This window comes from Streptomyces sp. NPDC039424 (assembly GCF_055639495.1).
This window is the reverse complement of sequence record NZ_JBVKAI010000007.1, coordinates 302338-320007: the sequence shown is the minus strand read 5'-3', so window position 1 is coordinate 320007 and position 17670 is coordinate 302338. Positions and strand designations below refer to the sequence as shown.

The following is a 17670-nucleotide window of genomic DNA, read 5'->3' as shown; positions in this document are numbered from 1 at the left end:
TGGTGCATCGCGTCGTCAGCCGGCCTGAACGCCGGCGGCCTTCGCCGCCTCGGAGTCCGCTACGACGGTGTCTCCGGCCTCGTCGACGGTCAGAGCGCCGGTCATGATGGCGACGACCTCCGCCATGGAGTAGTCCGAGGGCTTGATGACGGCAGCGCGCCGGCCCAGCCGGTGGACGTGGATCCGGTCGGCGATCTCGAAGACGTGCGGCATGTTGTGGCTGATCAGGACGACCGGCAGGCCCTTGTCCCGGACGCGGCGGATGAGGTCCAGGACCTGGCCGGACTCCTTGACGCCGAGGGCGGCGGTGGGTTCGTCCATGACGACGACACTGCGGGCCCAGGCGACGGAACGGGCGACCGCGACGGCCTGCCGCTGTCCGCCGGAGAGGGTCTCGACCGACTGTGTCAGCGAGCGCAGGCCGATCTTCAGATCGGCCATGTGCTCGGCGGCCTCCTGGCGCATGCGCTTCTTGTCCAGCATGCGGAAGACACTGCCGAGGACGCCGGGGCGGCGCAGTTCGCGCCCGAGGAACATGTTCGAGGCGATGTCCATGGAAGCCGCCACCGCCAGGTCCTGGTAGACCGTTTCGATGCCGTGGGCGCGTGCGCTCTGCGGGCCGGAGAAGGTGATGGGCTCGCCGTTGAGGCGGATCTCGCCGGCGTCGGGCACCACAGCGCCGGTGAGGGCTTTGATGAGACTGGTCTTGCCGGCGCCGTTGTCGCCGATGACGGCGAGCACCTCGCCGGGCAGCAGGTCGAAGTCGGCGCCGTCGATGGCGGTGACGTGGCCGTAGCGCTTGACCAGACCGCGGGCCTGCAGAACGGGGGTGGGAGTGCTGGTGGTGGTCATCGGGACTTCTTCCGGGAGATCTGGTCGACGGTCACCGCGAGGATCACCAGGACGCCGGTGATCAGGGTCTGGTAGATGGAGGCGACGCCCATCAGCTGCAGCCCGTTGCGGAAGACACCGACGATGAGGACTCCGATGAAGGTGCCCAGGACCGATCCGCGTCCGCCGAAGAGGCTGGTGCCGCCGAGGACCACGGCGGTGATGCTGTCGAGGTTCTCGGTCTGTCCTGCCTGGGGGTCGCCGACTCCGGTGCGGGAGATGAGCAGCAGGGCGGCGATGCCGTACAGCAGGCCGGCCACGGTGTAGACGCCGATGGTCAGCCGGGAGGTACGGATGCCGTTCAGCCGCGCCGCCTCCTGGCTGTTGCCCAGGGCGTAGACGTGCCGGCCCCAACCGGTGCTGCTCAGCGAGTAGGCGAGGAGGAGGAACAGTGCGATGGTGACCAGGGAGCCGTAGGTGATGTCGGTGTGTCCGAGCGGGAAGGTCTGCCCGAGGGCCGTCAGCGACCCGGGCAGGCTGGTGACCGTCTGCTCCTTGGAATAGATGTGGGTCAGCGCGAACGCCACATTGAGCATGCCGAGGGTCACGATGAACGGCGGCAGCGGGACCTTCTGCACCAGCAGCCCGTTGAGCAGCCCGAAGCCGCCGCAGACGACCAGACCCAGCGCGATGGCCAGGAACGGGGGAAGGGAACCCTCCGCCGCCATCTTGGCCATCATGATGCTGCCGAACGCCATCACGGCACCGCACGACAGGTCGATGCCCGCCGTGAGGATGATCAGAGTCTGACCGATGGCGAGCGTGCCGACCACCATGACCTGCTGCACGATCAGCGAAAAGTTCCCCCCGGAGAGGAACTGGTCGGTCGACAGAGAGAAGAAGACACAGGCGAGAAGGAGGGCGACCAGCGGGCCGGTGGTCGGTGCCGTGAGCAGTCTGCGCGCCGCGGTCGGCGCTTTGAGCTCGGCGTACGGCGTGGTCGTGGCTGTCATGCGAAGTCCTTGTCGGAAGACAGAAGTCCTGGTCCGTCCTTGCCAGAGGCCAGGGGGACGAGGGGGCGGCCGTCCCCGGGTCGGGGAGGAGGGGCCGACCGCCCCGCTGAGGGGAACGCGGCGTCGTAAAGTCCTCGGGGCGGCTCAGCCCCAGCAGTTCTCCAGGCCGTACGCGGTGTCCTTCGCCGTGACACCGGTCTGCGCCTTGTCGGTGATCAGGGTGACGCCGGTGTCGGTGTAACCGGAGGCCTTCTTGCCGTCCTTGGCGAACGTCACGACGGCCTTGACGCCCTGGGCGGCCATCTTCAGCGGGTACTGCTGCGACGTGGCGGCGATCTTGCCGTCCTTGACCGCCTGGGTACCGGTGCAGCCGCCGTCGACGGAGACGATCAGGACGTCCTTCTCCCGGCCCTTGGCCTTGAGAGCGGTGTACGCGCCCAGCGCGGCCGGCTCGTTGATGGTGTAGACGACGTTGATGTCAGGCGACTTCTGCAGGCAGTTCTCCATGGCCGTCTGGCCCTTGGCCTGGTCGCCGTTGGTGTCCTGGGAACAGACGATGGAGGAGTCGCCCTCCTTGACGCCGAAGCCCTTCAGGAAACCGTTGTGCCGCTGGACGCCGACGGAGACGCCCGGCGCGAGGTCGAGAGTGGCGATCTTGGCCTTCTTGCCCTTCATGACGGCCTTGGCGTACTCGCCGATCAGCTGGCCGGCCTTGAGGTTGTTCGTGGCGAAGAGGGCGTCGACCGCGCTCTCCGGCTCGGTCGGGGTGTCCAGGGCGATGACCAGGACGCCCTTGGCGCGGGCCTTGGCGATCGCGGGCACGATGGCCTTGGAGTCGCTCGGGGTGATCAGGATGCCCTTCACGCCGGAGGCGACCATGTTCTCGATGGCCGTGACCTGGCCGGCGTTGTCGCCGTCGAACTTGCCCGCCGCGGTGACCAGCTTGGCGCCGTTCTCCTTGGCGGCCTTCTCCGCGCCCTCCTTCATCTTCACGAAGAACGGGTTGGTGTCGGTCTTCGTGATCAGGCCGACCTTGACGTCGCCCGAGCCGGAGCTCGAGGAGCTTGATCCGGAGCCGGACCCGCAGGCCGTCAGGGTGAGGGCCGCGACGCCCGTGACCGCGGCGGCTCTGAGGAGGGAGGAGGACAGACGAGTGGTGCGAGACATGATCGACTCCTGTGGGATAGCGAGCGGCACGGGGTTGGGATCAGAGCGTGCCGCCCGGGGTGTCAGCGTTGACTTATGTCATCGTTGACACTGCCTGGCGAGGATGATGGACTCCGCTTCCCGGAAACGTCAATGCCTTGCACTTGTCACAAATCGGCAAACATCCGCGGCCGCCGCCCACCGTGGCTGTCCGCAGGCCGCTCCCCGACGTGACCGGTACCCGTAGGTCCGTCAGAGAAGAGCAGCCCATGAGCCCGCGTCAGATCACCGTCCTGGGAGAGTGCGTCGCGGACGCCTTCACCGAACCCGCGAGCACCTCGAACGAACTCGCCCTGCGTGTACTGCCGGGCGGCGGACCTGCGAATACGGCAGTGTCCCTGGCCCGTCTCGGCACCCCGGCGCGCTTCCTCGCGCGCCTGTCCGGCGACGTGTTCGGCCGCATGTTCCGCGCCCACCTGGAGGCGTCAGGGGTCGACCTGGCGGACGCCGTCCAGGCTGCCGAGCCCAGCACGCTTGCGGTGGCCGAGCTGGACGCCGAGGGGCAGGCCGCGTTCTCCTTCCACGCGCAGAACACGGCCGACTGGCAGTGGACGGCCGGGGAACTGGGAGGCGTGGACCTGTCCGAAACCACCTGCCTGCACACCGGCTCCCTGGCCCTGGTCCAAGAACCCGGCGCTGCGGTGGTGGAGGACTTCCTGACCGCGGCCTCCCCCCACGCGACCATCAGCATCGACCCCAACGTCCGGCCGCTGCTGGTGCATCCCGACGTCTACCGCGCCCGGCTCGCGCACTGGTGCGCCCTCGCCGACGTGCTGCGGCTCAGCGAGGACGACCTGGAACTCCTGCTGCCGGGCACCCCGCCCGAGCAGGCGTGCGACATCTGGCATGCGGCCGGGGCGCGGCTCGTCGTGATCACCCGCGGTGCCGACGGCGCCCTGGCCTCGCTCGACGGTGAACGGGTCCAGGTGCCCGCCGTCGCGACGAGCGTCGCCGACACGGTCGGGGCGGGCGACTCCTTCACCGCCGGACTGCTGCACCACCTCGGTGCCCGCGGCCTTCTCGGCGGCCGGCTGACAGAAGTCCGCCTCGACGACGTCGCGGACGCCTGCCGGTTCGGCGTCCGCGTCGCGGCCCTGACCTGTTCGGTTGCCGGTCCCAACCCGCCGTGGGAGAGCCAGCTGGCGCAGCTCGCCACGGCCGACCCCGCATAACGGGCAGGCAAGCTCCGCGACGATCCATCGCACCCGAACCGTTGACGCGTCGGCCGGATTGCCCCATCATCGGGCCCAATCGATGTCATCGATGACACAAGTCAACGATGACATCGTTCTCGGCGGCAGCGGCGAAGCCGTCATCACCGACCAGATCTGCCCCGATCCCACCGGCCAGGGCATGCAGGTCTTGAGCGAGAACGGCTCGGTGAAGCCGGACCAGGCCCGCGTCCGGCATCTCGGCCCCTACCGTGACTGACCCCGACCAGGAGGACACCGCACCGTGAACAAGACCCTGCTCGCCGAGTTCACCGCCCGCGAGGGCACGGAGGACGAGGTCGCCCGCCTGATCCTGGAGTACGCCAAGAAAGTACGCGAGGAGGAGGGCAACCTCGCCTTCGACGTCTACACCAAGCAGGCCAACCCGCGTGCCTACTGGATCTTCGAGGTGTACCGGGACGACGACGCCTTCCAGGCCCACCTGAACGCCCCGTACGGCGGCCCGTTCAACGCCGCGCTGGTCCCGCTGATCGAGGAGGACGCCTCAGTGCTGACCTTCCTCGATCCGGCGACCTGACCCCCGGCTGGTGCTGCCCGAGACCTCCGACGTTGCCGGCGGGTACCGGGCGGCCCGCCGACTGCTGCGGGCGGGACCATGCCCCACCGCGCTGTTCTGCTTCGCCGACCGCATGGCGATGGGCGGCTACCGCGCCTCCGCCGAACTGGGGCATCGGTCGCTTCGCCGCCCCGACTCTGACCCCGAAACGGCGAAGCACCACCGACACAGGCGGCCGTCAGCGCGGCCGCCGGCACGGTCTGCCAGGACCGTGCCCCAGTGAAAATGAAGGAACCCAGGTGGAATCGAGAACCAGGCGCCTCACAATATGGAGCATAGTCGCCGTGGCCGCGGCGGCGCTTGTGGCCGGCTGCGGTGCCAGCGGGAGCACCGGCTCGTCGGGCGCCGACGGCGGCACCCTGACCGTGTAGACGCACAACGCCGGCAACCCGCCGCCCCTCCACATAAGCATGGGTGCCCCGCAGGGCCCGGCGGTCAACCCGCGCGTGTGACGGGCGCCTGCCACAGCGCGACCACGGCGTCGATCAGGCCGTTCGCCGTCTCGCGCCAACTCGCGCGGCCCTGCCGCGGCGACCGCCATCGCGGACGCCGGCCTTTCGCACACGAAGAGCCCGGGCGGCCTACTCGAAGGCAACGTGGCCGTGCTCACCGGCGCCGGCGCCTCGCTGTTCGTGCGGCGGGGCGCGCAGGTGCTGGTGGCCGGCATCTGCGGTGCGCAGAAGGAGACCGCGGCGGTCCTGGCCCGCCGCGGCTCCTTCCAGGCCGACATCACACGTGAAGAGGACGTTGAAGCGGTGTGGGCAGGGGTGGCTGCCTTGCGCCGGCCGCCGGACCGAACTGGACGCTCGCGGCCGCGCCAGCCGACGGCGCGCACTTGGCAGGAAGTCAGTCGTCCAGCGAGAGTGCGTTCTTGGCGTGCGTGACGGATGCCTCGGAGGCAGGTGCGCCCGGATTTTCCGTGGCCAGGGCCTGGTTGAGGCTCACGAAGGTGCGCATCCGCTGCTCGTACTGGGGGAACGCGGTCTGGTGATCGCCGTGTGCCTGAGCGAGGCATTCAGCCAGCACGTAGGAGCCCACGAGGGCGAGGCTGGTGCCCTGCCCCGAGAGTGGGGAGGGGCAATAGCCGGCGTCTCCGAGCAGGGCGACCCTGCCCCGCGACCATTGGTCCATCAGGATCTGGGCCATCGCATCGCAGTAGAAGTCCGGCGCGTCCCAGGCAGCCTTGGCCAGGCGAGCCCCCTCCCACCTCAGGGCGGCGAGCTTGTCCGCGACGAGGCGCCGAAGCGCACCGTTGCTGGGGAGGTCAGGACCAAGCGGCGCGGACTGGAAACCGAAGGCGATCCTGAGCTCGGTGTTGTCGCGCACGGGCATGATGCCGAACCCTGCGTCGCCGTCGCGCAGCCACATCTGCCAGTTGTCCAGTGCGAGAAAGTTGTCCGCGCTGAACACCGCGAGGTAGTAGCCCAGGTGCTGAGCGAAGCTCTCCTCGGGGCCGAAGGCCAGGCGCCGTACGGTCGAGTGCAGGCCGTCGGCCCCGATCACGAGGTCGAAGGTGCGGGACGCCCCGTGGATGAAGTCGACGTGCACGCCGGTCTCGTCCTCGTCGAGCGCGGTGATGCTGTCGCCGAAGAGGTACTTGACGTCTGCGCGCGTGTGTTCGTACACCATCCGCACCAGGTCCTCGCGTAACAGCTCGATGTCGTCGCTGTCGAGTCGGCCGCTGCTGTAGGTCGCCTCGGTGGAGCGATCGATCTCGTGGCCTTCGGGGTCGAGGATCGACATGCCTCGCATCCGGGTGCGCACGCGTCGTGCCTGTTCCAGCAGGCCCATCCGCTCGACAACGTCGAGCGCGACGCCGCGGACGTCAACGGCCTGGCCCCCGGAGCGCTGAACCGGGGCGTGTTCCACGACGGTGGTTTCGAAGCCGTGGCGGTGAAGCCAGTAGGCGAGCACGGGACCGGCGATTCCGCCGCCGGAGATGAGAACGGTCTGCATCGGAAGCTCCTCCAGTACGGTGTACGCAATCTTGAACGTACGGCGTACGCGCAGTCCCTTCAACCAGGCCAGACCACTGTCCCGCAGGGGCAGTCGGCCTTCATTCGGCGCCCTCGCTGATAGCGTCTGCACTAGTACAGAGAAGGAAGGCGGCAGGGTGTGACGAAGCCCACAGGCCCACCCGATCAGCCGCCCTATCTGCGCATCGTCGCCGGGATCCGCCGACGCATCATGGACGGGGAACTGGGCCCCGGGGACCGGGTTCCCTCGACCCGTCAGATCGCCAGGGAATGGGGTGTCGCGCTCGCCACCGCCACCAAGGCCCTGACCACCCTGCGCCTTGAGGGACTTGTCAACACCCGCCCCCGGACCGGCACTGTCGTCGCCGGAACCGCTCCCGCCACGCCGCCCCGCAGGCAGTCGCCACCTGCCCCGCCCTCCGAGCCGGAGCTGACCCTCGACCGGATCGTCCGCACGGCCATCGACATCGCCGACGGCGAAGGGCTGTCAGCGCTCTCCATGCGCGGCGTCGCGGCCCGGCTCGGCGTCGCCGCCATGTCGCCCTACCGGTACGTCCCCAGCAAGGACGACCTCGTCCTGCTCATGGCCGACGCCGCGTTCGGCGAAGAGACCTACCCCGCCGATGCGCCCGAAGGGTGGCGCTCCCGCGTCGAGCTGGGCGCTCGGACCCTCTGGACCCTGTACCGCAGGCACCCGTGGCTGGCCCAACTCGGTTCTCTCACTCGCCCGTTGCTCGTGCCCAATCTGCTGGTCCACGGTGACTGGATGCTGAGCGCCCTCGACGGTCACGGCCTCGATCCCACCACCCTGTTCGACATCCACGTACTGATCTACAGCCATGTCCAGGGCCTGGCAGTGCACCTGGAATGGGAAGCACACGCCGAAGCCTCCACAGGCCAGTCGGAAGACCAGTGGATGGACAGCCGGGCCCCTCTCCTACAGGAAATGCTGGAATCCGGCCGCTTCCCCACCTTCGCCAAGGTGGTCGGAGCCTTCGACGACGGCTATGACCTGCGTCTCGACGCGCTCTTCGAATCCGGCCTCAAGGCACTCCTCGACGGCCTGACTCCCATCGTCGAAGGCCCCGACTCGTAGCGCATGGAGGTCACCAACCCTGCTGATCCGACGCGTACCCACATGGCGTCGGTGGCGTTGACCTCGATGGAGAGCTTGCCCATGCCGGGGAAGGCGGCGGGGTGAGGAGGCAGGGCATCCGTTCAGCCGGCGCCATCGGCGCGGAGAACCAGATCAAGCAGGCCGGGGAAGCGCGCGTCGAACTCCTCGCGGCGCAGTCGGTTGACTCGCTTGGGTCCCTTGTCGCGCTGTTCGACCAGGCCGGCACCGCGCAGGACAGAGAAGTGGTGGCTGAGTGCGGCTTTGCCGACAGGTACGTCGAAGCTGCCACAGCTACGGGTCCAATCGGCTGATCCCGCCAACTCACGGATCAGCTGGACGCGTACAGGGTCGGCGACCGCGGACAGCGCGGTCAGGACGGAAACGTCCGCGGGATCCGTGTGGACCGGCGCCGCACGGTGACTGCCGCCCGCAGCCCGGTTCGACATGCCCCTCTCCTTGTCCTGTGCGTCCTCGATGGTGGCTCAGGGTGCGCGCCCGGCCTGCTTGCTTGGTGTTCGATGAATATCTTACAGTTCCAGTGTTCGCTTCCCATTGAACACTCATCCGAAGGGCGGCTTCCGTTCATGCGCGCAGTCGAGTTTCAGGAGTACGGCGGCCCAGAGGTGCTGAAGGTCGTGCAGGTCGACACCCCCGAGCCGGGGCCAGGTCAGGTGACCATCGACACCGCCTTTGTGGGTGTGAACTTCGCCGACCTCAAGGCGCGCGCCGAGGGGTACCGGGTGGAGTCGCTGCCCTTCCGCCCCGGCCTGGAGGCCTCCGGACGGATCCGGGCCGTCGGCCATGGCGTCGAAGGGCTGCGTCCGGGGCAGGAAGTCGTGGCGCTGGTCAACAGCGCGGCGTACGCGGAGGTCGTGGTCGCCGACTCCGCCACCGTCTTCCCGCTCCCTGAAGGCCTGGACCTGCGGACGGCAGCCGCACTGCCCACGGTGCTGCCCACGGCGCACGCCCTGCTCCACGAGGTGGGCCGGCTGCGCACCGGTGAGAGTGTGCTGGTGCACGGCGCGGCCGGAGGCATCGGCACGGTGGCCGGGCAGCTGGCCCGGGCGGCGGGCGCCGGCGCGGTGTACGGCGTGGTCTCCTCCACAGCCAAGGCCGGGCACGCCCTCGAGCACGGCTACGACGCGGTGTTCACCACCGACACCTTCCCCGACGACGTCCGCCGCGCCACCGACGGCAGGGGCGTCGACCTGGTGCTCGACCCAGTGGGCGGAGACACCCTCCTCCGCGGCCTCGACGCTCTGGCGGTCTTCGGACGCCTGGTCTCCTTCGGCAACGCGAGCGGGGCGGAGCCGTGGCACGTCGGGCAGCCGGAGCTCTATGCGCGGGGCCGTTCCGTCGCGGGCTTCTCCATCCTGGCTCTCGCGCAGTCGGCGCCCGAGGCGCTGCGCTCTCTCGCCGAGCGCGCCTTCCGCACGGTCACCGACGGCACCGTGAACCTGCCGGTCACCGCGGAGTTCGCACTGTCGGACGCGGCCCAGGCACACCGGCTGATGGGCGGGCGCACCTCGACGGGCAAGCTGCTGCTACGTACGGCCGAATGAGTGCGGCGACCGGGAAAGCGCTCTGGCGCCGACGCCGAGGCACGGCGGCGCGCTATCCGCAGGTCGTGGTGATCGAGGACGACCACTTCTCGGCCGTGTCCGCCGTACCGTACCAGCGGACTACCCCGCCCGAGACGGCCAGGTGGGCGCTGGTGCGGTCGGTGTCGAAGTTCCTCGGCCCCGACCTGCGCCTGGTCCTCGTCGCCGCCGACGAGGAGACCGCCAGACACCTGGATTCCCGGTTGCGCCCGGGACGATGTGGGTGAGCCGACTGTTGCAGCACACCGCCCGTCAGCTCCTCCTCGACCCCCGGGTGCACAAGCTGCACGCACGGGCGCGCACCGCCTACGCCGAGCGCGGCCGGCTGCTGGTCACCGCACTCAACGCACGCGGTATCGCCACCCCGCCCGCGTACCGGCCGGACGGGCTGAACGTGTGGATCGAACAGGACACCGACGCCCGTGCGGTCACGGACGCGCTGGCGCGACGCGGCTGGGCGGCACCGCCCTGAGACCTCTTCACCGCCGGTCCCTCCGGGCACCAGGCCCTGCGGGTCACCACCACCACACTCACCGAACAGCGGGGCCGGGAGTTCGCCGACGACCTCGCCGCCGTCCTGACCGACCCCCGGGCCACCTGACCACCGCACCTCCTCGTGCGGCCGAACCGGCCGCCGTCTCAGCCGCACTGTACGAAGGGACCCTCTGCCATGTTCACCGGCCTCAGCGGCTTCCCGCTCACCCCTGCCGGCGAGTCCGGCATCGACGAACACGCCTACGCCCGGCTCGTCAGCCGCCTCGCCCAGGCCGGGGTGGACTCCATCGGAGCACTCGGCTCCACCGGTGGCTACGCCTATCTCTCCCGCGACCAGCGCGCCCGGGCGGCGCGGATCGCCATCGACGCCGCTGCCGGGACGCCGGTCATGGTCGGGATCGGCGCGCTGCGTACCTCCGAGGTCCTCGCACTCGCCGAGGACGCGCAGACGGCGGGCGCGTCGGCCGTGCTGCTGGCTCCGATGACGTACCAGCCCCTCACCGAGGACGAGGTGTTCGGCCTGTACGAGGACGTCACCCGGGAGCTGTCCGTGCCGCTGTGCGTCTACGACAATCCCCGTACCACCCACGTGCACTTCACCGACGAACTCCACGCCCGTATCGCTCAGCTGCCACGGGTCGCCTCCATCAAGCTCCCGCCCGTGTCCGGCGACCTGGCCGCCGCCAAGCAGCGTGTCGAGGCACTGCGGGCCCGGGTCCCGGAGGGGGCCACCATCGGGATCAGTGGCGACTGGGCGGCGGCCACCGGACTGAACGCCGGTTGCGATGTGTGGTATTCGGTGATCGGCGGTCTGTTCCCCGAGACCGCGCTCGCCCTCACCCGCGCGGCGCGCACCGGAGACGCGGACCGCGCCGCGGCCCTGTCCGACCGGCTTGAACCGCTGTGGGAGCTGTTCCGCCGGCACGGCGGCCTGCGCGTGATGTCCGCTGCCGCCTCCCACCTGCGGTACGCCGCCGAGGTGAACCTGCCCCTGCCGCTGCGGGGCTCGCCCCCGACGCCCGCCGTCAGCTCGTCACCGTTCTCGAAGAGTTGGATTTGGGCGCCGACGCATGAGCGCCGATTCGTGCGCGATACCCGGTGGCGCACGGCGGCCCGGAGACGCCGTGCTCTCGCCGGGTGCCCATCAAGCCCGCCACGGCGGCGGTTCCGGCGCCCGGCCGACGGGGCTGCGCGAGGCGATCGTCCGTGCCGTACTGACGGTCGCCGACGAGTCTTCGGGGCGGACCGCTACGCCTCGCGCTTCCTGGACCGCTCCCCAACGAAGTGGGCGCGTCCCGGATGACTGACGGCGGAGTTCGCGTCAGTCGTTGTCGGGCACCATCGAGACCACGACCTTGCCGGCCCGGGTACGGCCCTGCTCGACGTGCGCCATCGCCTCGAGAGTCTGGTCGAACGGGAAGGTCCGGTCGATGACCGGACGGAGCTGCCCGCTGTCGTAGAGGGCGCCGAGCTCGCGCAGTTGGGAGCCGTTGGCCTGCATGAAGAAGAACTGGTAGCGCACGCCCAGGGCCTTGGCCTGCTTGCGCACCTTGCGGCTGAGCACATTCATGACCACACCCAGGAACGATGGAGCGCCGAGCTGCTTGGCGAACCCGGCGTCCGGCGGGCCGACCACACCGATGGCCAGACCGCCGGGCTTCAGCACACTCAGCGACTTCTCGAGATTCGCCCCGCCCAGGGAGTCCAGCACCAAGTCGTAGCCGGACAGGACCTTCGAGAAGTCCTCCTTGGTGTAGTCGACGACGATGTCGGCGCCGAGGCTTCTCACCAACTCCTCGGTGCGGGTGCCCGTGGTCGTCGCCACTGTGGCGCCGAGGTGTTTGGCCAGCTGGATGACGGTCGACCCGAGGCCACCGGCACCGGCGTGGACGAGCACCTTCTGGCCCGGCTTCACGCGGGCACGGTCGACGAGAATCTGCCAGGCGGCCAAGGCCACCAGCGGCACCGCCGCTGCCTCCGGCAGGGTGAGCGAGTCCGGCTTGAGCGCGACGTCGTCCTGGTCGATCGCGATGAACTCGGCGAAGCCTCCGATCCGCAGGTCGCGCGGACGGGCGTAGACCTCGTCGCCGACTCTGAAGTCGCGTACGGCGGAGCCGACCCGTGTCACGACGCCGGCCACGTCGTGGCCGAGCACGAACGGAGCCTTGTATTTCAGAAGCAGCTTGAACTCCCCGTTGCGGACCATCTTGTCCAACGGGTTGATGCTGGTGGCGCTCACCCGAACCAGCACGTCACGGTCCCCGACGGTGGGCTCGGGTACGTCAGCGGCGCGCACGCCGTCCTTGCCGTACTTCTCGACGACGAATGCCTTCATGTCAGCCAGCCTTCTGCGTGATCTTCGTGATCTTCTCGGTGGTCTTCTCGACGGTCGATGTGTTCACGGGACGGTTTTCCACGTCAGGCCTCAAGACGCCGCCGGGGCAACCGGCCCATCTGCTCGATCACCTGGCCCGTTTCGGGCATCCGCGCCGCACCCGGGACGAACGTGGCACGCAAACCGCTGCGCCCAGGACTCACAGCCGTCGCGAGGCTCCTCTTCGGTGCCGCACGGGCTCGTCATACGCAGGCGTGCCGTTCTACACAGGACGACACTATCGGCTGAGTATAGAAAAGTAAACTTAACCTGCTCGGTTCGACGGTCCACCACGCGACGCCCGCCGCCAGGCGGGATTGCGGTCCTTGTCGACCAGGGCCGCCCGGACGCCCTCCAGGAAGTCCGGCGTGCGGATGGTCGTGCGCGTGAGCGCGAGTTCGGTGTCGAGACACTCGCGCAACGTGTGCTGCCTGCCCCTGGCCAGCAGGGCGTGAGTGATCTCCAGGCTCTGCGGCGAGGCGGCCTCCAAGGCGACCAGCGTGGCCGCCGCCCAAGGGGTGCCGAGGTCGCGCAGGCGTCCCTCGATCTCGCCGAGGGCCGGAGCGCCGAACGCCCAGTCCACGTCCCCGCGCACCTCCGCCAGCCCGCTCTCGGCCACCGGGGAGCGGCCGGCAAGGCGGTTGAGGACGATGTCCACCGGGTCGCCGGGATGGTCGGCCAGTGCGTCCACGACGGCGTCGAGCCCGTCCGCCGGGACGAAGTGCGTGGCCAGCCCCGTGTACAGGGCGTCGGCCGCGTCGAGCCGGTGCCCGGTCAGCCCCAGGTACATGCCGATCGCGCCGGGCAGCCTCGGCAGGAAGTAGCTGGCACCGATATCCGGGAAGAACCCGATCCCCGTCTCAGGCATCGCCAGTACCGCGTTCTCGGTGACGACACGGAAGGTGCCGTGGACGGACAGGCCGAGGCCGCCGCCCATGCACAGGCCGTCGATGAGCGACACGACCGGGACGGGATACTCGGCGATCCGCGCGTTGAGCCGGTACTCGGAGGCGAAGAACCGCTCACTGGCCCCGGCATCCCCGGCGAGGCTGTGCTCGCGGATCGTGCGGATGTCTCCGCCTGCGCAGAACGCCTTCGTGTTGGTGCTGGCGAAGACCACAGCGGACAGCGGCGCGTGCTCCCACGCGGCGAGCGCACGGTCGATGGCGGCGATCATGTCTGTCGTCAGGGCGTTGAGCGCCTTGGGGCGGTTCAGCAGGATCCTGCCAACCCCCCGGTGGACGTCGGCGAGGATCTCGGCCTCAGCGGGATCAGCCATGGGCGGCATGGTTCGTCAGGGGTCCTTGCTCGTCGGATGTCAGGCGTAGATCTGCGCGTAGAGATCCTGGATCTTGCCACTCGGCCTTGTCGATGCCGCGAGTCCGAGGAGTGGGCAACCCAGCGGGCGCAGCCGCGTCGGCCGCTCGCCGACGAGGTCGAGCAGTGGCCGCCGCCACCCCTCACTCGGCCGGCTTCATACGAAAGCCAGGGCCAGGGACGCTCTCGATGTCTTCCGCCCGTACAGGGTGGCCCTCCGCGCAGCGCAGCTGGACGTCGACGGCTGCGCCGCATGCGTGGTGTCGCGCCAGTACGGCGGGCCCCTCCGGGTCGGCGCGGTAACGGTCACCCCACTGCAGGAGCCCCATCACGGCCGGCACCAGATCCATCCCCTTGGGAGTGATCACGTACTTCGGTCGGCTCCGCGAGCCGGGCTCCTTGTAGGTCTCGGTGGCCAGGATCCCTTCCTCCACGAGCATCCGGAGCCGCGCCGCGAGGAGGTTGCGAGGACAGCCGAGGACGCGTTCGAAGTCGCCGAAGCGCGACGAGCCGTACCAGACCTCGCGGAGGATCAGGATCGTCCACTTCTCCCCCACGATCTCGAGGGTCCGCGCGATCGAGCAGTTCGACGTGTCCCGGTCGAGACGGGGGTCCATGCCGACGTCCTGCGGTGCTTCGGTCCACGCATTCATGGGGGTGATTCTAACCTCACCTGAGTTTACTTTCCTATACTCAGATATTAGCGTCGCGGCCGGCACATCAACCCGGCTGCGCGCGAGATGTCGACGTGGCAGCGACCCGTAAGGAGCGTCACCATGGGAGTAAGCCCAGAGGCACAGCAGTTCGCGGAGTTCCTCGGGAGCGTGAGCGCGAAGTCGTCGACGCCGGGCCTCGACCTGGCCGTCATCCGCGACATCGTCGACTCGAACCACAGGGCGTCGACCGAGCCGGAAGGCGTCACCTACGCCGAAGTGGACGCGAACGGCGTCCCCGCCCTCTGGTGCATCCCCGAGGGCGCCGACCCCGACCGGGCACTGCTCCACTTCCACTTCGGCGGATCGGTCACCGCCTCGATGCACTCCGACCGCAAGGCCGCCGGCCACATCGCGAAGGCGGCCGGCGCCCGCTCCCTCGTCGTGGACTTCCGCCTGGCGCCCGAACACCCCTACCCGGCGCAGCTCGACGACGCCGAGACCGCCTACCGCTGGCTGCTCTCCCAGGGCTACGAGCCCCGGAACATCGGCAGCACGGGCCACTCCATCGGCGGCACCCTCGCGGTGATGCTGCCGCTCCGCCTCCTGGCGAAGGGCGAGGCCACCCCTGGTGCGATCGTGAGCGTCTCGCCGTGGACCGACCTCACCATCCAGCACGCGTCGGTCGACGAGAACGAAGACAACGACAAGATGCTCAGCCGCGCCACCCTCGAGCTCTTCCGAGGAGCCTGGCTGCAGGACCCTGCGGTGGACTTCGCCGCCCCCGAGATCAGCATCGCGAACGCCGACCTGACGGGCCTGCCGCCCACGGTCGTCTACTACGGCGAGTACGAGACCCTCGCCGACGACGGCGCCGAGCTCGGCCGCCGGCTCGCCGACTTCAAGGTCATCTCTCAGGTCCACTCGATGCCCGAGGGGCAGCACTCGTTCGTCCTGGGCGCAGGCCGTGTGCCCGAGGTGGACGAGGCGATCGGGCAGATGGGGCAGTGGCTCCGCAAGTACCTCGGCGCCTGACCGGAAGAACCGTTCGTTGACGCCGGGCTTCGCCTAACCCGGCCGCAGCCCCGTCCAGCGGCTGCCGGCCGGCTCCCGGCCTCACCGCGAGTCCGGTGACCGGCGGCCGGTCCCGGCTGTCATGCTTCACCTCGTCGGTGACACGCTGTATTCGTGTGCCACACCGCTTCCGTACGCCGCCGCCGTGGTCCGGGCTCGAAGCGGCAGAACCCCGAAGCCATAAAGGAGTGCGCGATGGGAACGTACGAGGATGTCTTCCGCGCCAGTACCGAAGGCCCGGAGAGCTTCTGGCTGAAGGCGGCGGAGAGCATCGACTGGGATGTCACTCCGCGACGCGCCCTGGACTCCTCGGGCGCACCCTTCTACCGCTGGTTCCCCGACGGGCGGCTCAACGTCTGTTTCAACGCGCTCGACCGGCACGTCGAGGCCGGCCGCGGCGAACAGCCCGCGCTCGTCCATGACTCACCCGTGACCGACACCCGCCGCACCTACACCTACGCGCAGCTGAGGAACGAGGTGGCGGCCTTCGCCGGAGCCCTCGCGCAGCTCGGCGTGGGGCACGGCGATCGTGTGGTCATCTATATGCCGATGGTTCCCGAGGCCGTGGTCGCGATGCTGGCCTGCGCACGTATCGGCGCGGTCCACTCGGTCGTCTTCGGCGGGTTCGCCCCGCACGAACTCGCCCTCCGCATCGATGACGCGACCCCCAAGGTGGTCGTCTCCGCCTCCTGCGGCATCGAGGGCAAGCGTGTCATCGCGTACAAGCCCCTGCTCGACCGGGCGATCGAACTCGCGGTCCACAAGCCGGAGAAGAGTGTGATCCTGCAACGCCCGCAGGAGCCCGCCGAGTTGGGTCCCGACGATCTCGACTGGGCCGACCTGGTCGCCACCGCGCCGCCGGCCGACTGTGTTCCCGTCCCCGCCACCGATCCCCTCTACATCCTCTACACGTCCGGAACGACCGGAAAACCCAAGGGAGTCGTGCGTGACTGCGGCGGCTACGCGGTCGCCCTCCAGTGGTCGATGGGTGCCGTTTACGACGTGGGCCCGGGCGAGACGATGTTCACCGGCTCCGACGTCGGCTGGGTCGTCGGGCACTCGTACATCGTCTACGCGCCCCTGCTGGTCGGCGCCACGACGGTCCTGTACGAAGGCAAGCCGGTCGGCACTCCGGACGCGGGCCAGTTCTGGCGCGTCGCCGCCGAGTACCGGGTCAAGACCATGTTCACGGCACCCACCGCTTTCCGGGCGATTCGCAAGGAGGACCCGAAGGGAACGCTCACCGCGCACTACGACCTGACCGGCCTGCGCCACCTCTTCCTCGCCGGTGAGCGCCTCGACCCCGAGACCTATCACTGGGCGAGCGCTCTTCTCGGCATCCCGGTGATCGACCACTGGTGGCAGACCGAGACCGGCTGGCCCATCGTCGCCAACCCCGTGGGCATCGAGGCAGCTCCCGTCAAACCCGGGTCCCCCACCCGACCGCTGCCGGGCTGGGACGTACGCGTCCTCGACGCTTCCGGCGAGCCGGCGCCCGCAGGCGTCGACGGTGCGATCGTCGTGAGGCTCCCCCTACCGCCCGGCGCACTCCCCACTCTTTGGAAGGACGACGATCGCTACGTCGCCTCCTACCTCTCCGCCTACGCCGGCTACTACCTCACCGGCGACAGCGGCCACATCGACGAGGACGGCTACGTCTTCGTCATGGGCCGCACCGACGACGTCATCAACGTCGCCGGACACCGGCTTTCCACCGGCAGCATGGAAGAGGCCCTGGCCTCCCATCCCGATGTCGCCGAATGCGCCGTCATCGGCGTCGCCGACGCCCTGAAGGGGCAGGTACCGCGCGGCTTCGTCGTCCTGAAAGCCGGCATCGACCGCGCACCGAGCGAGGTCGAGGCCGAACTCGTCCAGCTCGTACGTGACCGCATCGGCGCCGTCGCCTCCCTCAAGGACGTCACGGTCGTGGCCGCCCTGCCCAAGACCCGCTCGGGAAAGATCCTGCGCAAGACGATGCGCGGCATCGCCGACGGCCACGACGAACCCATCCCCTCCACGGTGGACGACCCCGGCGTCATCGAGGCCCTGCGCCCTGTTCTCCGCCGCTCCGGTCACACTCCGTGATCGGAGCGACCCACGTCCTGGCCGGCGATGGGTGAGCGCAGCCCGCACACTGCGTGGACACGGCCCGTCGACCAGGGTGCGGGTACCTTTTGCCGGTCTGGATTTCCTCTGACGCGGCCTGGATACGACTGAGGTCAGGA

18 protein-coding genes are annotated in these 17670 nt (G+C 69.4%); 10 read left to right on the top strand and 8 right to left on the bottom strand.

Annotated elements, in window-relative coordinates; all coding sequences use genetic code 11:
• Window positions 1-15 precede the first annotated feature (15 nt).
• From ACZ7L0_RS20545 to ACZ7L0_RS20535, 3 genes are all read right to left on the bottom strand, one after another.
• Window positions 16-852 carry an ATP-binding cassette domain-containing protein gene (locus ACZ7L0_RS20545; protein WP_471243903.1) on the bottom strand — a complete coding sequence of 279 codons (837 nt, stop codon included), beginning with the start codon at window positions 850-852 and terminating at the stop codon, window positions 16-18.
• Window positions 849-1844: an ABC transporter permease gene (locus ACZ7L0_RS20540; protein WP_471243902.1), complete on the bottom strand. Its 996-nt coding sequence runs from the start codon at window positions 1842-1844 to the stop codon at window positions 849-851. Before ACZ7L0_RS20540 ends, ACZ7L0_RS20545 begins: the two co-directional genes overlap by 4 nt.
• Before the next feature lie 144 nt (window positions 1845-1988).
• Window positions 1989-3011: a substrate-binding domain-containing protein gene (locus tag ACZ7L0_RS20535; RefSeq protein WP_471243901.1), complete on the bottom strand. Its 1023-nt coding sequence runs from the start codon at window positions 3009-3011 to the stop codon at window positions 1989-1991.
• A 248-nt stretch (window positions 3012-3259) separates the two neighbouring features.
• Between ACZ7L0_RS20535 and ACZ7L0_RS20530 the strand changes: the two genes are divergently transcribed.
• The 3 genes from ACZ7L0_RS20530 to ACZ7L0_RS20520 all read left to right on the top strand — a co-directional run bounded on the left by ACZ7L0_RS20530 (window position 3260) and on the right by ACZ7L0_RS20520 (window position 4799).
• Window positions 3260-4222 (top strand): carbohydrate kinase family protein, encoded by a 963-nt coding sequence (locus ACZ7L0_RS20530; protein ID WP_471243900.1) that lies wholly within the window; start codon window positions 3260-3262, stop codon window positions 4220-4222.
• 91 nt (window positions 4223-4313) lie between these two features.
• Window positions 4314-4481: a hypothetical protein gene (locus tag ACZ7L0_RS20525; RefSeq protein WP_471243899.1), complete on the top strand. Its 168-nt coding sequence runs from the start codon at window positions 4314-4316 to the stop codon at window positions 4479-4481.
• Window positions 4482-4505: 24 nt separating this feature from the next.
• Window positions 4506-4799 carry a putative quinol monooxygenase gene (locus ACZ7L0_RS20520; protein ID WP_471243898.1) on the top strand — a complete coding sequence of 98 codons (294 nt, stop codon included), beginning with the start codon at window positions 4506-4508 and terminating at the stop codon, window positions 4797-4799.
• Between the two features lie 885 nt (window positions 4800-5684).
• On the opposite strand, the gene ACZ7L0_RS20515 is transcribed toward ACZ7L0_RS20520, so the two are convergent.
• Window positions 5685-6794, bottom strand: a complete 1110-nt coding sequence (locus tag ACZ7L0_RS20515) for an FAD-dependent monooxygenase (protein ID WP_471243897.1) — start codon at window positions 6792-6794, stop codon at window positions 5685-5687.
• Window positions 6795-6953: 159 nt separating this feature from the next.
• Between ACZ7L0_RS20515 and ACZ7L0_RS20510 the strand changes: the two genes are divergently transcribed.
• A complete protein-coding gene (locus ACZ7L0_RS20510; protein WP_471243896.1) occupies window positions 6954-7910 on the top strand; it encodes a TetR/AcrR family transcriptional regulator C-terminal domain-containing protein in 957 nt (318 codons plus the stop codon).
• Between the two features lie 122 nt (window positions 7911-8032).
• Here the strand turns inward: ACZ7L0_RS20510 and ACZ7L0_RS20505 are convergent, their stop codons facing one another.
• The gene (locus tag ACZ7L0_RS20505) at window positions 8033-8377 is read right to left on the bottom strand and encodes an ArsR/SmtB family transcription factor (RefSeq protein ID WP_471243895.1); all 345 of its coding nucleotides are present in this window, start codon (window positions 8375-8377) and stop codon (window positions 8033-8035) included.
• A gap of 138 nt (window positions 8378-8515) precedes the next feature.
• On the opposite strand from ACZ7L0_RS20505, the gene ACZ7L0_RS20500 reads away from it, so the two are divergent.
• The 4 genes from ACZ7L0_RS20500 to ACZ7L0_RS20485 all read left to right on the top strand — a co-directional run bounded on the left by ACZ7L0_RS20500 (window position 8516) and on the right by ACZ7L0_RS20485 (window position 11330).
• A complete protein-coding gene (locus ACZ7L0_RS20500; RefSeq protein ID WP_471243894.1) occupies window positions 8516-9493 on the top strand; it encodes a quinone oxidoreductase family protein in 978 nt (325 codons plus the stop codon).
• The gene (locus ACZ7L0_RS20495) at window positions 9490-9759 is read left to right on the top strand and encodes a hypothetical protein (protein WP_471243893.1); all 270 of its coding nucleotides are present in this window, start codon (window positions 9490-9492) and stop codon (window positions 9757-9759) included. The genes ACZ7L0_RS20500 and ACZ7L0_RS20495 overlap by 4 nt, the downstream gene beginning before the upstream one ends.
• The gene (locus ACZ7L0_RS20490) at window positions 9756-10004 is read left to right on the top strand and encodes a hypothetical protein (RefSeq protein WP_471243892.1); all 249 of its coding nucleotides are present in this window, start codon (window positions 9756-9758) and stop codon (window positions 10002-10004) included. The genes ACZ7L0_RS20495 and ACZ7L0_RS20490 overlap by 4 nt, the downstream gene beginning before the upstream one ends.
• Before the next feature lie 198 nt (window positions 10005-10202).
• On the top strand, window positions 10203-11330 hold the full coding sequence (locus ACZ7L0_RS20485) for a dihydrodipicolinate synthase family protein (protein ID WP_471243891.1): 1128 nt from the start codon (window positions 10203-10205) through the stop codon (window positions 11328-11330).
• Between the two features lie 18 nt (window positions 11331-11348).
• On the opposite strand, the gene ACZ7L0_RS20480 is transcribed toward ACZ7L0_RS20485, so the two are convergent.
• From ACZ7L0_RS20480 to ACZ7L0_RS20470, 3 genes are all read right to left on the bottom strand, one after another.
• Window positions 11349-12362, bottom strand: a complete 1014-nt coding sequence (locus ACZ7L0_RS20480; RefSeq protein ID WP_471243890.1) for an NADP-dependent oxidoreductase — start codon at window positions 12360-12362, stop codon at window positions 11349-11351.
• A 304-nt stretch (window positions 12363-12666) separates the two neighbouring features.
• A complete protein-coding gene (locus ACZ7L0_RS20475) occupies window positions 12667-13680 on the bottom strand; it encodes an enoyl-CoA hydratase/isomerase family protein (RefSeq protein WP_471243889.1) in 1014 nt (337 codons plus the stop codon).
• 181 nt (window positions 13681-13861) lie between these two features.
• Window positions 13862-14335: a winged helix-turn-helix transcriptional regulator gene (locus ACZ7L0_RS20470; RefSeq protein ID WP_471244004.1), complete on the bottom strand. Its 474-nt coding sequence runs from the start codon at window positions 14333-14335 to the stop codon at window positions 13862-13864.
• A 159-nt stretch (window positions 14336-14494) separates the two neighbouring features.
• On the opposite strand from ACZ7L0_RS20470, the gene ACZ7L0_RS20465 reads away from it, so the two are divergent.
• Window positions 14495-15406, top strand: coding sequence for an alpha/beta hydrolase (locus ACZ7L0_RS20465; protein ID WP_471243888.1), 912 nt, complete (start codon window positions 14495-14497; stop codon window positions 15404-15406).
• A 234-nt stretch (window positions 15407-15640) separates the two neighbouring features.
• Window positions 15641-17530, top strand: coding sequence for a propionyl-CoA synthetase (locus ACZ7L0_RS20460; RefSeq protein ID WP_471243887.1), 1890 nt, complete (start codon window positions 15641-15643; stop codon window positions 17528-17530).
• Window positions 17531-17670: the final 140 nt, after the last annotated feature.

Bases quoted from the DNA above. Each gene is read 5' to 3' on its own strand.
- ACZ7L0_RS20545 (WP_471243903.1), bottom strand. From the start codon at position 852: ATGACCACCACCAGCACTCCCACCCCCGTTCTGCAGGCCCGCGGTCTG.
- ACZ7L0_RS20540 (WP_471243902.1), bottom strand. From the start codon at position 1,844: ATGACAGCCACGACCACGCCGTACGCCGAGCTCAAAGCGCCGACCGCG.
- ACZ7L0_RS20535 (WP_471243901.1), bottom strand. From the start codon at position 3,011: ATGTCTCGCACCACTCGTCTGTCCTCCTCCCTCCTCAGAGCCGCCGCG.
- ACZ7L0_RS20530 (WP_471243900.1), top strand. From the start codon at position 3,260: ATGAGCCCGCGTCAGATCACCGTCCTGGGAGAGTGCGTCGCGGACGCC.
- ACZ7L0_RS20525 (WP_471243899.1), top strand. From the start codon at position 4,314: ATGACACAAGTCAACGATGACATCGTTCTCGGCGGCAGCGGCGAAGCC.
- ACZ7L0_RS20515 (WP_471243897.1), bottom strand. From the start codon at position 6,794: ATGCAGACCGTTCTCATCTCCGGCGGCGGAATCGCCGGTCCCGTGCTC.
- ACZ7L0_RS20505 (WP_471243895.1), bottom strand. From the start codon at position 8,377: ATGTCGAACCGGGCTGCGGGCGGCAGTCACCGTGCGGCGCCGGTCCAC.
- ACZ7L0_RS20500 (WP_471243894.1), top strand. From the start codon at position 8,516: ATGCGCGCAGTCGAGTTTCAGGAGTACGGCGGCCCAGAGGTGCTGAAG.
- ACZ7L0_RS20495 (WP_471243893.1), top strand. From the start codon at position 9,490: ATGAGTGCGGCGACCGGGAAAGCGCTCTGGCGCCGACGCCGAGGCACG.
- ACZ7L0_RS20485 (WP_471243891.1), top strand. From the start codon at position 10,203: ATGTTCACCGGCCTCAGCGGCTTCCCGCTCACCCCTGCCGGCGAGTCC.
- ACZ7L0_RS20480 (WP_471243890.1), bottom strand. From the start codon at position 12,362: ATGAAGGCATTCGTCGTCGAGAAGTACGGCAAGGACGGCGTGCGCGCC.
- ACZ7L0_RS20475 (WP_471243889.1), bottom strand. From the start codon at position 13,680: ATGGCTGATCCCGCTGAGGCCGAGATCCTCGCCGACGTCCACCGGGGG.
- ACZ7L0_RS20470 (WP_471244004.1), bottom strand. From the start codon at position 14,335: ATGGACCCCCGTCTCGACCGGGACACGTCGAACTGCTCGATCGCGCGG.
- ACZ7L0_RS20465 (WP_471243888.1), top strand. From the start codon at position 14,495: ATGGGAGTAAGCCCAGAGGCACAGCAGTTCGCGGAGTTCCTCGGGAGC.
- ACZ7L0_RS20460 (WP_471243887.1), top strand. From the start codon at position 15,641: ATGGGAACGTACGAGGATGTCTTCCGCGCCAGTACCGAAGGCCCGGAG.